At 67.4% G+C, this 14358-nt stretch carries 14 protein-coding genes and 1 pseudogene; 13 read left to right on the forward strand and 2 right to left on the reverse strand.

Annotated elements, in window-relative coordinates; all coding sequences use genetic code 11:
• The first annotated feature begins 3 nt into the window (after nt 1-3).
• From LOS78_RS21095 to LOS78_RS21140, 10 genes are all read left to right on the forward strand, one after another.
• Nucleotides 4-846 carry an alpha/beta fold hydrolase gene (locus LOS78_RS21095; RefSeq protein ID WP_230378626.1) on the forward strand — a complete coding sequence of 281 codons (843 nt, stop codon included), beginning with the start codon at nt 4-6 and terminating at the stop codon, nt 844-846.
• Entirely contained in the window at nt 843-1787 is a 945-nt protein-coding gene (locus LOS78_RS21100; RefSeq protein ID WP_230378627.1) for a VOC family protein, read from the forward strand. The genes LOS78_RS21095 and LOS78_RS21100 overlap by 4 nt, the downstream gene beginning before the upstream one ends.
• Nucleotides 1784-2575, forward strand: a complete 792-nt coding sequence (locus LOS78_RS21105; RefSeq protein WP_028716980.1) for an SDR family oxidoreductase — start codon at nt 1784-1786, stop codon at nt 2573-2575. Before LOS78_RS21100 ends, LOS78_RS21105 begins: the two co-directional genes overlap by 4 nt.
• Nucleotides 2576-2588: 13 nt before the next feature.
• Nucleotides 2589-4262 (forward strand): thiamine pyrophosphate-binding protein, encoded by a 1674-nt coding sequence (locus tag LOS78_RS21110; protein ID WP_028716979.1) that lies wholly within the window; start codon nt 2589-2591, stop codon nt 4260-4262.
• Nucleotides 4263-4265: 3 nt separating this feature from the next.
• Nucleotides 4266-5081 carry an aspartate dehydrogenase gene (locus tag LOS78_RS21115; RefSeq protein WP_230378628.1) on the forward strand — a complete coding sequence of 272 codons (816 nt, stop codon included), beginning with the start codon at nt 4266-4268 and terminating at the stop codon, nt 5079-5081.
• Nucleotides 5082-5098: 17 nt separating this feature from the next.
• Nucleotides 5099-6583: an aldehyde dehydrogenase gene (locus LOS78_RS21120; RefSeq protein WP_051476458.1), complete on the forward strand. Its 1485-nt coding sequence runs from the start codon at nt 5099-5101 to the stop codon at nt 6581-6583.
• Between the two features lies 1 nt (nt 6584).
• On the forward strand, nt 6585-7811 hold the full coding sequence (locus tag LOS78_RS21125) for an FAD-dependent oxidoreductase (protein WP_230378629.1): 1227 nt from the start codon (nt 6585-6587) through the stop codon (nt 7809-7811).
• Nucleotides 7811-8275, forward strand: coding sequence for a flavodoxin domain-containing protein (locus LOS78_RS21130; protein ID WP_028716975.1), 465 nt, complete (start codon nt 7811-7813; stop codon nt 8273-8275). Before LOS78_RS21125 ends, LOS78_RS21130 begins: the two co-directional genes overlap by 1 nt.
• On the forward strand, nt 8275-8868 hold the full coding sequence (locus tag LOS78_RS21135; RefSeq protein ID WP_230378630.1) for a hypothetical protein: 594 nt from the start codon (nt 8275-8277) through the stop codon (nt 8866-8868). The genes LOS78_RS21130 and LOS78_RS21135 overlap by 1 nt, the downstream gene beginning before the upstream one ends.
• A gap of 189 nt (nt 8869-9057) precedes the next feature.
• Nucleotides 9058-10005: a cupin domain-containing protein gene (locus tag LOS78_RS21140; RefSeq protein ID WP_230378631.1), complete on the forward strand. Its 948-nt coding sequence runs from the start codon at nt 9058-9060 to the stop codon at nt 10003-10005.
• Nucleotides 10006-10044: 39 nt separating this feature from the next.
• On the opposite strand, the gene LOS78_RS21145 is transcribed toward LOS78_RS21140, so the two are convergent.
• Nucleotides 10045-10935 (reverse strand): IclR family transcriptional regulator, encoded by an 891-nt coding sequence (locus LOS78_RS21145; RefSeq protein WP_230378632.1) that lies wholly within the window; start codon nt 10933-10935, stop codon nt 10045-10047.
• A gap of 468 nt (nt 10936-11403) precedes the next feature.
• Between LOS78_RS21145 and LOS78_RS21150 the strand changes: the two genes are divergently transcribed.
• A complete protein-coding gene (locus LOS78_RS21150; protein ID WP_230378633.1) occupies nt 11404-12882 on the forward strand; it encodes a nucleobase:cation symporter-2 family protein in 1479 nt (492 codons plus the stop codon).
• A 630-nt stretch (nt 12883-13512) separates the two neighbouring features.
• Here the strand turns inward: LOS78_RS21150 and LOS78_RS21155 are convergent.
• Nucleotides 13513-13704: pseudogene (locus LOS78_RS21155) on the reverse strand (IS481 family transposase); the annotation flags it as partial.
• A 181-nt stretch (nt 13705-13885) separates the two neighbouring features.
• On the opposite strand from LOS78_RS21155, the gene LOS78_RS21160 reads away from it, so the two are divergent.
• Together LOS78_RS21160 and LOS78_RS21165 are read left to right on the forward strand one after the other, a co-directional pair.
• Nucleotides 13886-14038 carry a hypothetical protein gene (locus LOS78_RS21160; protein ID WP_230378634.1) on the forward strand — a complete coding sequence of 51 codons (153 nt, stop codon included), beginning with the start codon at nt 13886-13888 and terminating at the stop codon, nt 14036-14038.
• Nucleotides 14035-14340 carry a hypothetical protein gene (locus tag LOS78_RS21165; protein WP_230378635.1) on the forward strand — a complete coding sequence of 102 codons (306 nt, stop codon included), beginning with the start codon at nt 14035-14037 and terminating at the stop codon, nt 14338-14340. The genes LOS78_RS21160 and LOS78_RS21165 overlap by 4 nt, the downstream gene beginning before the upstream one ends.
• Nucleotides 14341-14358: the final 18 nt, after the last annotated feature.

Raw genomic sequence — 14358 nt, forward strand, 5'->3', positions numbered from 1 at the left:
GCGGTGAAGATATCCGGCCCCGTCGCCTATCGCGAGCGCCCCGGTCGGGGGATGCCGCTGGTGGCGCTGCACGGCATCGGCTCGAACAGCGCGGGTTTTGCCGAACTGTTGCCGCATCTGCCCCAGTCGTGTCGCGTGATCGCCTGGGACGCGCCCGGCTATGGCGCATCGCAACCGTTGGCCGCCGACTGGCCCGTCGCGGCGAACTACGCCGAGGCGCTGGCCGGTCTGCTGGACCGGATGGGCATCGACCGGGCAATCCTGCTGGGCCATTCGCTGGGCACATTGATGGCCGCCGCTTTCGCCCGGCGCTGGCCGGACCGGGTGGAGGCGCTGGTGCTGGCCTCTTGCGCGCTTGGCCATGGCGTCAGCCCCGGCGCGGCGCTGTCCGAGGGCGCCAAGGCCCGCATCGACGAATTGCAGGCCCTTGGTCCCGAAGCCTTCGCGGCGAAGCGCGCGCCGCGCCTGGTTCGCGATCCCGATGGCCATCCCGAAGTGGTGGCACTGGTCGCCAGCAACATGGCGCAGGTGCGGATGCCCGGCTATGGGCAGGCGGCCCGGATGCTGGCCTCGGGCCGGCTGCTCGACGATCTGGCGGCGCTGGCCGTGCCGGCCTCGGTCATCGTGGGCACCGGCGACATGATGACGCCGCCGCAGGCGAACCGCCGTGCCCATAAGGCGATCCCCGGCCGCATCCGGGGCCCGCTGATCGAGCTGCCGGGAGCGGGCCATGCCATCTATCAGCAGGAACCGGCCGCCTTTGCGCGCGCCCTGGCGGCGTGTCTCGACCAAACCCTGCCTGTCGCCAACTCGGTGCAGGCCGCAAGCCAAGGAATGACAGGATGAGCGAGCGTATTCGCGTCGAAAGCCTGCGCGGCATCATGATGCGCGGTCCCGGCCTGCCGGCGACATTGCCCTTCTATCAGGACATGTGGGGCCTGACCCTGGCCCGGCAGGAGGACGGGGCCGCCTGGCTGAAGGGCACCGGACCCGAAGCCTATCTCTACGGGCTGAAGGACGGCCCGGTCTTCGGCATCGACCACATCCATTTCAATATGCCCGATGCGGCCGCCATCGACGCGCTGCACGCCCAGGTCACGGCCGAAGGCGCCGTGGTTCTGGGCGATCCGACGGCCTTCGACGACTGGATCGGCGGTTACGGGTTCGAGATCCTGGATCCCGACCTGCGGCGGCTGCGCTTCCGCGCCGGCGGCCTGCGCCATGACGAGGAGCCGCAATGGGCCATGCCCCGCAAGGTCTCGCATGTGGTTCTGAACACGCCCGACATGGAGGGCGTGCAGGAATGGTATGAACGGGTTCTGGGCTTCCGTGTCTCGGATTACTCGGCCGACCAGATGGTGTTCCTGCGCTGTTCGTCCGACCATCACTCGATCGCGCTGGTCCGGGGGCATTACGCTTCGGTGAACCATGTCGCCTTCGAGGTGCCGACACTGAACGAGTTCATGCGCGCCATCGGCCGGATGAAGCAGAAGGGCCATGTGCCGACCTGGGGGCCGGGCCGCCACGGGCCGGGCAACAACCCCTTTGCCTATTTCGTCTCGCCCTCGGGCTTCGTGATCGAGTTCACCTCGGAATTGCAGCAGATCGACGAGGCCACGCATGAGGCGCAGGTCTGGCCCCGCGACGACCCCGAGAAGATGGACCAGTGGATGACCGCGGGCCCGCCCACGCCGGCGCAACGCGCCGTGATGCAGGGCCGCCCCGATCCAGGCTTTCCCGAATTGGTGCCGGGCCGCAACAGCAGGGACAAGGAGGCCACCGCATGAACCGTTACGATTACGAGGGACAGGTCGCCGTCGTGACCGGCGGCTCTTCGGGAATCGGGTTGGCCACGGTGCGGCTGCTGCTGGATTGCGGCGCGCGCGTGGCGCTTTGCGCCCGCAACGAGGGGCGGCTGGAGGATGTCGCCGCGGTTCTGCGCCGCGATCATGGCGAGGACCGGGTGCTGGCCAGCGCCCTGTCGGTGCTTGAAGCGGACGCCGTGACCGGCTTTGCGGCCGAGGTGCAGGACCGTTTCGGCCGTTGCGACCTGCTGGTCAACAATGCCGGGCAGGGCCGGCAATCGACCTTTGCCGATACCTCGGACGAGGAGTGGCGCGCCGAATACGAGCTGAAGATCTTCAGCCAGATCCTGCCGACGCGGGCTTTCCTGCCGATGCTGCGCGAGGCGCGGGGTGCCATCGTTGCGGTCAATTCGCTGCTGGCCTATCAGCCCGAGCCGCATATGGTCTGCACTTCTTCGGCGCGGGCCGGTGTGCAGAATCTGCTGAAAAGCCTGTCGGTCGAACTGGCCCCCGAGATACGTGTGAACTCTGTGCTGATGGGGCTGATCAGCTCGGGCCAGTGGACGCGCCGCTTTGCCGAGCGAGCGGACAAATCGGTCAGCCGCGAAGAATGGTATGGCTCGCTGGCCGAACGCAAGGGCATCCCCCTCGGCCGGTTGGGCGATCCCGAAGAGGCGGCCCATGCCATCGCCTTCCTCGGCTCGCGGGGCGCCAGCTACATCACCGGTGCCCAGATCGATGTTTCGGGCGGCCTGTCCCGTTCTATCTGAAGGAACAATCACGATGAAAATGGACATCCGCCTTGAGGTGGAAACCGTCGGCGACCTGATCGCCCGCTATCTGGCCGATATCGGCGTCACCACGATCTTCGGGGTCATCTCGATCCATAACATGCCGATCCTCGATGCCGTGGCGCGTCAGGACCGCATCCGTTTCGTTCCCGCCCGGGGCGAGGCCGGAGCGATGAACATGGCCGATGCCTATGCCCGGGTCTCGGGCAGGCTGGGGGTCTGCCTGACCTCGACCGGCACGGCGGCCGGCAATGCTGCCGGTGCACAGGCCGAGGCGCTGACCGCAGGGACGCAACTGCTGCATATCACGACGCAGGTAGACCGCGAATTCGCCGACCGCGACCGCGCCGCGATCCATGACGTGCCGCGCCAGCCCAAGATGCTGGAGGGGGTGTCGAAATCGGTGTTTCGCATGTGGGATGCGCAGGGCGCTGTGGGCACGCTGACCGCGGCCTGCTCGGCGGCTCTGTCGGCGCCCTCGGGTCCGGTCAGCCTGGAGATCCCGGTCGATGTGCAGCGCAGCCCGGTCGAAGGGTCCGCGCGCGCCTATGCCCCGCTGGTGCAACTGCCCCGCGCCTGCGACGACGCCATTGCCGAGCTTGCCGAGCGCGTGCGCGCCGCCCGCCGGCCGATGCTGTGGCTGGGCGGCGGCGCGCGCGGCGCCGGCGCGGCCGCGACCGAGCTGGTGCGCCGCGGCTTCGGCGTCGTCACCTCGACCAATGGCCGCGCGGTGGTGGCCGAGGACGAGCCGGCCTCGCTGGGCGCCTTCAACATGACTCCCGAGGCGGTCGAGCTTTACCGCAGCTGCGACCTGATGATCGTGGTCGGCTCGCGCCTGCGCGGCAACGAGACGCAGAACAACCGCATGCCGCTGCCCCGGCCGCTGGTGCAAATCGATGCCGATGCCGCACAGGGCGGGCGCAACTATCCCGTCGACCAGTTCATCCACGGCGATGCCGCCGACGTGTTGGCCCGGCTGGTGGCGGCGCTTCCCGAAAGGCTGGATACCGACGAGGGCCTGAAATTCGACATCGCCCGTGTCCGGGCGCAGGCCGAGGGCAGGATGCGCGATGTGCTGGGCCCCTATCGCGTGGTTGCGGACGTGCTGAACGAACGGATCGCCGCCGGTCGCCACCCTTGGGTGCGGGACGTGACCATCTCCAACTCGACCTTCGGCAACCGTTATGTCCGTATCGCCGAGCCGCGCCTGGGCGTGCATGCGCTTGGCGGCGGCATCGGCCAGGGCGTGGCCATGGGCATCGGCGCGGCGCTGGCCTCGGACGGTCCCAAGGCGGTAACGCTGCTGGGCGACGGCGGCACCATGCTGGGCATCGCCGAGATGATCACCGCGGTCGAGGAGCGCGCGCCGCTGGTCTATGTGCTGATGAACGACCGCGCCTATGGCGTGATCCGCAACATCCAGGATGCGCAATACGGCTCGCGCCATCACTACAGCGCGCTGGCGACGCCGGATTTCCGCAGCTTCTGTGCCTCGATCGGCATGCCGCATCGCCGGGTGGACGATCTGGCGCAGTTCGAGGCCGCCTTCGACGCCGCGATCGCCGCCGACGGGCCGCAGGTGATCGAGATCGACATGTGTGCCATCGGCCCCTTCGCCGAGACCTTCGCCGGGCCGCCGGCGGGCGCGGCCGGCAAGACGGAGTAGCCCATGCATCTGGGATTGATCGGTTACGGCAGCATCGGCAACGAACTTCTTGGCCTGATCGAGGGCTTGCCGGTCGAACGCATCACCATCCTGGTGCGCGAGGGGCGCGAGAATGTCGCCCGGGACCGGCTGCTCTCGGCCCATCCGGGGCTAGAGGGCCGGGCGGCGATCCTCAGCGATGGCGACGCCTTTCTGGTCGCACGGCCCGATTTCGTGATCGAGGCGGCGGGACACGAAGCAGTCTGCGCAAATGCGGAAAAGGTGCTGGCGGCGGGGATCGATCTGGTCCTGGTCTCGGTGGGTGCGCTGGCGGACGAGGCGCTGCACCGGCGGCTGCGGGATACGGCGGCACGCAGCGGCGCGCGGCTGATCCTGCCCTCGGGGGCCATCGGCGGCATCGACCTTCTCGCCGCGCTGGCGCCGGCGGGCGATCTGAAGGTGCGCTATTTCGGCGCCAAGCCGCCGCAGGCCTGGGCCGGCACACCCGCGGCCCAGGCGACCGATCTGGAGGCGCTGGCCCATGCCGAGCAGATCTTTCACGGCACGGCCCGCGAAGCCGCGACCGCCTATCCCCGCAATGCCAATGTGGCGGCCACGCTGGCGCTGGCGGGCGCCGGCTTCGACGCGACAGAGGTCACGCTGACCGCCGACCCTGCCGCGCAGGGCAATTCGCATCGCTACGAGATCGTCTCGCCGCTGGCGACGGTCTCGGTCGAAATCTCGAACCGCGCCACGGGCAGCAATGCCAGAACCTCGCTTGCGACGGTCTATTCCGTGCTGCGCGAACTGAAAAACCATCTGGGGCCCGTTTCGATATGAAGGACATGGCGATTGATATGCCCGATGGCCGACTGTTCGTCGGTGGTGAATGGGAAGCCGGCACGGGGCCCGAGATCACTTCGGTTTTTCCTGCCGACGGTTCTGTGAACCGGGTGTTGCGCGGGGCCTCGCGCCAGGATGGGTTGCGTGCCATTGCCCGCGCCAAGGCTGCCCAGGCCGATCCGGCCTGGCGAGGACTGAAGCCGCATGAACGCGCGCGATACCTTTACCGGATAGCTGACGGGATCGAAGCCAATGCCGAGCGCATCGCCCGCATCCAGACCCGCGACACCGGCAAGACGCTGCGCGAGACCCGCATGCTGGCCGCCTCGGCCGCCGGGACGTTCCGCTATTTCGGCGCGGTGCTGGAAAGCATGGATGATGCGCTGACCGCGCAGCGCGGCGATGCGCTGACCATGTCGGTCTGGGAGCCTCTGGGCTTGGTCGCGGCGATCACGCCGTGGAACTCGCCCATCGCCTCGGATGCGCAGAAAGTGGCGCCGGCCTTGGCTGCGGGCAATGCGGTGTTGCTGAAGCCCGCAAGCTGGTCGCCGCTGGTCGCGCTGGAACTGGCGCGGATCGTCGAGGCGGCCGGGCTGCCGAAGGGATTGTTCTCGGTCCTGCCCGGCTCGGGGCGCGAGATCGGCACCCTGCTGGTCGAGCATCCCGACATCGCCCGCGTCTCCTTCACCGGCGGCACCGGGACCGGCCGGCAGATCGCGCGGCAGGCCGCCGAGAAGCTGATGCCGGTTTCGCTGGAACTGGGCGGCAAGTCGCCGACCATTGTCTTCGCGGATGCCGACCCCGACCTGGCCATCGCGGGGATCCTGTTCGGCATCTTTTCCTCGACCGGGCAAAGCTGCATCGCCGGGGCGCGGCTTTTCGTGCAGCGCGCGATCCATGACGCATTCGTCGCCCGGCTGGTGCGCGCCACCGAAAGGCTGCGCGTCGGCCATCCGCACGACCCGGCGACGCAGGTCTCGTGCCTTGTCCATCCCGATCACCGTGACGCGGTCGAGGCACATGTGGCCGCCGCGCTGGCCGAGGGGGCCACGCTGCTGACCGGCGGGCGACGGCCGGAAGACCCGGCGCTGGCGGGCGGCGCCTATTACCTGCCCACGGTCCTGGCGGGAGTGCCCAACAGCGCCCGCATCTGCCGCGAGGAGATCTTCGGCCCGGTGCTGGTGGTGCTGCCCTTCGAGGACGAGTCCGAGGTGATCGCCCAGGCCAATGACAGCGATTACGGCCTTGCCTGCGGGATCTGGACCCGCGATTTCCCGAAAGCCTGGCGGGTCGGGCGTGCCATCACCACCGGCACGGTCTGGATCAATACCTACAAGCAATTCTCGATCTCGACCCCCTTCGGCGGCGAGAAGGACAGCGGCATGGCCCGCGAGAAGGGCCGCGAGGGCCTGCGCGCCTATCAGGCGCAGAAATCCGTCTATACCGATCTGACCGGCCGGCCCCATCCCTGGGCGGCGGATGTTCTGGAGGGGCTGTGACATGCGCAAGGTTGCCATCATCGGATCGGGGCCCTCGGGCTGCTTCACGGCACAGGGCATCCTGAAGGCCCGGCCCGACTGGACGGTCGATGTCTATGACACGCTGCCCGTGCCCTATGGGCTGGTGCGCTATGGCGTGGCTGCCGATCACCAGGGCACCAAAGCCATCACCCGCCAGTTCGAGCGCGTCTTTGAACGCCAGGGCGCTCGGTTCTTCGGCAACGTCACCCTGGGCCGCGACGTCACGCTGGAGGCGCTGCGCGCCGCCTATGATGCCGTTGTCCTGGCCACCGGCCTGTCGGGCGACCGCGACCACGGCTTGGGGCGAGCCGAGGGGGTGATCGGCGCCGGAGAACTGACGCGCGCTCTCTACGATCACCCCGATTCCGGCCGGCTGCCGGACGTGAGGGGCGACGTGATCGTGCTGGGGAATGGCAACGTTGCCGTCGATGTCCTGCGCCTGCTGGCCAAGACCGAGGCGGAACTGCAGGACAGCGACCTTGGCGCCGAGGCCAGCGCCTGGCTGGCCGCACAACCCATCGACAGCCTGACCATCCTCGGCCGCTCGCCCGCGACGGCGGCGCGCTTCGATCCGGTGATGATCCGCGAGCTGGGCAAGTTGCGGGGCGTCAGGATCCGGGTGGCCGACCTGCCTGAGGCCGATGGCGACAGGCTGATCGAGGCGCTGGCCGGGCTGGACGGGCTGGCCACGGGTTCGCGCCCGGTCACCTTTCGCTTCGGTTGCCGGCCGGCGGAGATCGAAACCGATGCGGCGGGCCGTATCCGGGCGCTGCGGGTCGAAGGACCGCAGGGATCCGAGGTTCTGGCCTGCGACACGCTGATCACCGCCATCGGTTTCTGCTGCGACGGCAGTCTCGGCCGCGACCATCTCATGGCCACGGCCGAGGATCCCGAGTCGGGCCGGATCGCGGCCGGGCTTTATGCCGTGGGCTGGTTCCGCCGCGGCCCGCGCGGCACCATCCCCGAGAACCGCGCCGAGAGCCTGGCCATCGCGCAACGCATCGTCGAGGACGTCGAGGCCGCCGCGCCCCGCGCAAGGGCCGGCGCGGGGATCCTGCCGGCGGGCCACCAGATCGTGGACTGGACCGGCTGGAAGCGGCTCGATGCACATGAGCTTGCCGCGGCGATCGCCGGACGTTGTCGCACCAAGATCACCACCCGGGCAGAAATGCTGACGCTCTGCCGCGAAAAAGAGGACGCACGCTGATGAATATCGTCATTCTCTACGGAACCGAAACCGGCAATGCCGAGATGCTGGCCGAGGATATCCAGGCCGATCTGCAGGCCGATCATGCGGTCGAGGTCGCCAACCTGTCCGATTTCGATCCTGGCGATTTCGATCCCGCGCGGCTGTATCTCATCGTCTCCTCGACCTATGGCGACGGCGAATTGCCGGCTTCGGCACAACCTTTCGGGGCGGCGATGCGGGCGCAGGCGCCCGACCTGTCCGGGGTCTCCTTTGGCCTGTTCGGCCTGGGCGATTCCGAATACGAGACCTTCAACCAGGGCTCGCGGCACCTGCAGGAACTGATGGAGGGAGCAGGCGCCACGCTTCTGGGCGAAAGGGTGGTTCACGACGCATCCGGCAGCGATCTTGCCGAGGATCTGGCCTTGCCTTGGGCACGCGAGATCGTGGCGCTGGCCGGGACCCGCCTGGGGGCGGCGGCCTGATGCGCGCCGCCGAGATCCGCGCCCGGCTGGAACAGCCCTATGCCTTCGGCGATTGCGTCGATCTGCGCGGCATCATCTGCGAGGACAGGCTGGTTCTGGACGGCTCCGTGCTGACCGGGCTGGACTTCACCGGCGCCCGCTTTCCGCTGGGCATCTCGGCGCGAGGCGCGCAGTTCCGCGGCCTGAGCTGGTTTCGGAACATCGAGGCGGACAATGCGGATTTCACCGGTGCGGTGTTTCACGCCGATGCCCGCTTCGATGCCGCGCGCTTCCGGCGACGGCTGGCGATGCCAGGCGCAGAGCTTCGCGGCGTGCTGCAGTTCGACAGCGCCGAGTTGTCTGGCGGGGTCGATCTGGCCGGAGCCGTGGGCTATGGCAATTGCTCTTTCGAGCGTGCCAGGCTGGGCGGGATTTCGGATCTGCATGGCTCGGAATGGCTGGGCGGGCTCTGGTTGGAAAGCGCGCGCTTCGAGCAGATTCGCAGCGGCGAGATGCTGGTCCATGGTCGGCTGTGGACGCGACGGGCGCGGCTGGCCGATGGCGCGTTGCCGCCCGAGCACTTCGATATCAGCTTCGGCTATACCTACGCCTGAACCTGCCCGGGGCGGTTCCCGTGGCGGTCTGACGGCCTTCGGGTGTCATCGGCCAAGTGGCTGGAACGGTGCGATAATCCTCCCGTCTTATTTGCCAGTAAAACGCACGGTATCCAATAAAACGCCCTGCACTATCCTTCCCTCCATTCGATACCGCGAACCCTTCCAATTTTTCGCAGAGGTAAGACCATGACCCTACAGGATACGAAGTTTCAGACGCTTGCCGACGAGCTTCGGGCCCATACCGGGCGTTTCACCGACAAGCAGTTCGACTGGAACGCTTTCCCTTCGAATGCCGGCTTCGATGAACTGGCGCGGGCGCAGATGCGCTATATCGGCGCCGGCGGCTCGCCCAAGGTCGGCGATGCCAGCACGCTCAAGCCAGACAATTTCACTCTCTCGCTGATCTACAAGGAACCCGGTCGCTATGCCGCCTGCCACAGCCACGAGATCGAGGAGAGCTTCCTGATCATCGACGGGGCGCTGGTCGTCGGCTGGGAAAAGGACGGCGAGGTGGTCGAGGTCAACCTGGGACCCAAGGACATGATCCTGAACGCCCGCGAGATCGGCCACGGCTTCCGGGTGGACGGCGTCGAGCCGGTGCTGATGTCGATCTCGGTCGATGTCGGCAAGCCCTTGCCGCCGGTTTATCACTATCACCCCAAGGAGCACGCCCCGGAGCTGGCCCGTGCCTTCGGGGCCGCGCCCGGCAAGACGATGAAGTTCGATCCCAAGGGCGCGCATCCGCTGCAGCAATTGATGGCGAAATATGTCGTGCGCCATGCCGAGCTGAGGACGCATTGGGAAGAAGCCGGATTCACCCGCAAGATCTATTGCGGACCGGGCGGCGTGGAAACCGACACCTGCCGCAAGGAAATGCTCGGAATCCCCTCGCGTGTCGGGATCAAGCCCTTTGTCCGCGATGTCGAGGACGCCTTCCTGGTACTGGAAGGTACGCTGACCGTGGGCTGGGAAGAGAACGGAGAACAGGTCGAGGTCGAGCTCGGGCCGCGCGATCTGGTCAAGACCCCCGCCGGCCGTCGGCACTGGTTCCGCAACAACGGCGCGGGTCACGCGACGGTCTGGTATATCGTCGGTTCAGCCTCGCCCGAGACGATCACCTTCCAGGCGGCCTGATCCGCTTGCACAGCAGGGGCGGGACGATCCCGCCCCTTCTTATTTCCCTGCGTCGGCGCCGCATGATGAAGCCGGGTCCGGCGGATCCCATCCCAGCAGGCGCGATACCCGGCTGGCGGTTGCGACCAGCGCAGTCCGGACCTCCTCTATCTGCCGTTCCATGCCTTCCTCTCTCGGAGCGGTCACGTTTATGGCCGCAACCACCTGGCCGGACATGGTTCTGACCGGGGCGGCCACGGAAATGATTCCGGCCTCGAAATCCCCGATATGGGATACGACCTCTGCCGCGGCATCCGCCTTGGCCTGGCGCAGGATCTCGGTGACTTTCTGCACGCCGAGCCCGGTGGCCTGCGGCGCCGCCGTCGCGGCGGCCGGACGATAGCGATTCAGGATCTCCTGGGGATCAAGCCCGGCCAGCAGCACCCGGCCAAGCGTCGTTGCCCGCGCCGGCAACCGGCTTCCGACATGAATGATCGAGGATTCATGCCTGGGGCCGGGAATGCGGATCAGATACATGACCGATGTTCCGTCAAGCACCCCCAAATGCACGGACCAACCCGTCCTCTCGCGCAGACGGGCAAGTTCCGGTTGGGCGATCTCGACGACCTCGCGCGTGGCGAAATAGCCGTAGGTCAGCCGCATGACCCCCGGGCCCAGGGCATAGGACTGGCTGCGCTCGTCATAGAGCAGGCAGCCCTCATGCGTCAGCGTATAGACCGTGCGGAAGGCCGCCGAGCGGGTGATGCCAAGCGCCCTGGCGATCTGGCTCAGCGACAGCGATTGCGAGGCGGGGGTGAACAGTTTCAGCGTCGCGAGCCCGCGCAAGAGGCCGGGGACAAGATAGCGGTCGCGATCGTCTTCCATCATGCTGAATAAGGCTCCTGTCGAGATGGCTTCACGACAATGTAGCCATGGCGAGATGAGGTCCACAGGCTTCCTGGACTGAAAGGGCCATCCATCGGTCCGGTCAACTATTACCAGCCAGCAATGGAGGACGACATCGATTGTCGGGAAATCGTGAGACGCCGACCATTCATCAGAGCGAGCCCGATCATGTCGGCGGAAGGGGGCGCCACGGGGATATCCGGCTGCGCCGGCGCCAGCGCGATCATTACCGACGCGAACCGGGTCGAGGCGCCGCAATCAGGCAGCCCGGCCCGACATTCCTTCCGTCACCGCGTCAGCGGTGTGCGCGATATATCGTAACGCCGGGCCGTCGAGGCCGCCATCCGCGGAAATCCTGTCGCGGGCCCGGCCCGCAGCGCCCGCAGCCGTGCAGACTTTCTACCAGATTTTAATTCAGCATATAGATTTCTGTAAAAGTTACCCCCGGCTTATCCCGATAAGTTCCGCCAATCTTTACAGGGAGAGTGTCTGCTTGCGGAGAAAGAGGGGGAGATGACTGTGCAAACGGCAAAGAATGCGGAAGCGGGGCCGATCCGGCCCGAGGATGAACGGCTGGGCCTTGCCGCCAACCTGGTCTATGGCATGCAGCACATCCTGACCATGTATGGCGGCATTGTGGCGGTGCCGCTGATCGTCGGCCAGGCCGCCGGCCTGTCGCCTGCTGACATCGGGTTGCTGATTACGGCATCCCTGTTCGCCGGCGGGGTCGCGACCATCCTGCAAACCCTCGGCCTGCCCTTCTTTGGCTGCCAGCTGCCGCTGGTGCAGGGCGTTTCCTTCGCCGGGGTCGCCACCATGATCGCCATCTCGGGCAACGGCGGCATACAGGCGATCTTCGGCGCGGTCATCGCCTCGTCGCTGCTGGGCCTTCTGATCACGCCGGTGTTTTCCCGCATAACCCGCTTCTTTCCGCCGCTGGTGGCGGGGATCGTGATCACCACCATCGGCCTGACGCTGATGCCGGTCGCCGGCACCTGGGCGATGGGCGGCGACCGCAACGCGGCCGATTTCGGCAGCCCGGCCAATATCCTGCTGGCAGGCGTCACGCTGGCCATCGTGCTGCTGCTCAGCAAAGTCGGCAATGCCGCGATCTCCCGGCTGTCGATTCTGCTGGCGCTGGTGATCGGCACGGCCATCGCCTATGCGACCGGCATGACCGATTTTTCCCAGGTCGGGCAGGGGCCGGTTTTCGCGCTGCCGCAGATCTTTCACTTCGGCTATCCGACCTTTGGGGTCGCGGCCACCATCTCGATGTTCATCGTCATCCTGGTGACACTGGTCGAGACCTCGGCGGATATCTTCGCTGTGGGCGAGATCGTCGAGACCAAGGTGGACGGGCGGCGGCTGGGCGACGGGCTGCGCGCGGACATGCTGTCGAGCATGCTGGCGCCGGTCGTCGGCTCGTTCACGCAGAGCGCCTTTGCCCAGAATGTCGGTCTGGTGGCCGTGACCGGCGTCAAGAGCCGCTATGTCGTGGCGACGGGCGGGCTGATCCTGGTGGCGCTGGGGCTGTTTCCGGTGATGGGCCGGATCGTCGCGGCCATTCCCAGCCCGGTGCTGGGCGGGGCCGGCATCGTCCTGTTCGGGACCGTCGCGGCCAGTGGCATCCGCACCCTGTCCAAGGTCGATTACGCCAACAACATGAACCTGATCATCGTCGCGACCTCGATCGGCTTCGGCACCATCCCGATCGTGCTGCCGGCCTTTTACCACCAGTTCCCGGCCTGGGTCGAGACGATCTTCCATTCGGGCATCAGCTCCTCGGCGCTGATGGCGATCACGCTCAACCTTCTGTTCAACCATTTCACGGCCGGCAATTCCGACCAGCCTTCGGTCTTCGGTGCTGCGGCGGAGCGAACCATCCGCTATACCGACATCGCCCAGCTCGAGGACGGGGATTATTTCATGGACGGCCGGCTTTACGACGCGAACGGCAATGAGGTGCCGCTGATCCGGCCGGCCAGTCATTGATCACGGAGCGAGCCGCCTTCCCGGCGGCCTGCACCGTGCCGGGATATTTCAGGCTGCCCCTGGGTCCGTGCCACAACGCCATCGGCAGGTCGGCCAATCCACGCACCCGCGCAACACGGGCCGCTACCCAAAGCGCGATGGCCCGCTCAGTCACGCTTCGTGCCTGCGCGCCTTGCCGTCTGGCCAGAGCGGATTGTTCAAGGCGGGATTGGATAGGGGCAAGGGGGGAAATGGCAGCTCGTAGGGGGCCATTCTTCTTCTGTAAATTCAATGCCGTTGGCCTGTCCAACCCGCTCGGAAGGGGGCATTGAGATCATTCAAGATATTTCCGCGTTGTCCAACCTTGAGGATGCGCCGGAAACAGAAACCCCCGGTGCGCTGGCAGGCGCAACCGCGGGCAATGAGAAAGCGGCTAAGCTTCGCGGGAAAGATCATCCGGCCCGCCTGCGCGCCGCAAGCCCCGTGCCGCTGCCGGGCGCGTGGACCCGCGCCCGGTTCGGCCGGCTGCGAGCCATCCGCAAGAGCGGCCTTCCCCCCAATGCCAAGGTGCTGGCCTGCTGCCTTGTCCGTGGCGCCGCGGACCAGGCTCCGCAAGGAGACTGACCGATGCACAACTTGCCGGGGCCGAGCCGGCAGCAGCGTATGGCGCCGGAAAGCGACCACCGCCGCCTCCTCGGCCTCGGTCAGCACAGTCGAGCGCGGCTCTTTCAGGCCAGTCTTCAGATCCTCGACCGTCGCCCGCTTCCGCCACGTCGGCACCGTCTTGGGGTTGATGCCGAGTTCCCGGCTCAACGCCGCGAGCGCAGCTCCTGATCGATGTATTGCTGCTCGGACGGCGTGCGTTGTTGCGCCGGATCCGGCAGGCGCTGCGCCGCGAGGCCCGGGCCGGGCTGCTCTGGCGGGCGGCGATGACAATGTGCGCCGCGACGGCCCGGCGCGCTGGGCGGCCTTGCCGCCGGCAGAGCGTGCCCGCCTGTTGCGCTGGCCGCGGGTATGGTGGGACGTGCACCGCTTTCGCATCGCAGCGCAGGTCGAGCCGGTGCTGGACCGGCGCATCGCCGAGGGCAGGCTGGCGATGCTGGCCGGGCGGTTGCTCTCGACGCGGCAGGTCGATGGCGCGGTCGGACGATCCGCCGCGAGGTGTTCGAAGCGGTGATCCTGACCACCGGCCCCGCGCATGGCGGCATCGTCGCGGGATCGCCGCCGCTGGGCTCGCTGGCCGAGGCCGGACTGATCCGCCCCGATCCGCTGCATCTGGGTCTGGATGTGACGGCGGGATGTCATGCGGCGGACAAGGACGGGCTGGCCCAGCCGGATCTGCTGGTTACCGGCCCGCTGACCCGCGGCCATGTCGGCGAGCTGACGGGTATCCCCGACTTGACGGCCGATGCCCGGCTGGTCGCCGAGCGGCTGGCGCAAATGCTTGCTGCGCAGGGGCCCGCCTCAGAGACCGCGTGACAGGCCGCGGCGCAACCT

Origin of the sequence: Paracoccus sp. MA, assembly GCF_020990385.1 — a bacterium.
Classification (GTDB): domain Bacteria; phylum Pseudomonadota; class Alphaproteobacteria; order Rhodobacterales; family Rhodobacteraceae; genus Paracoccus.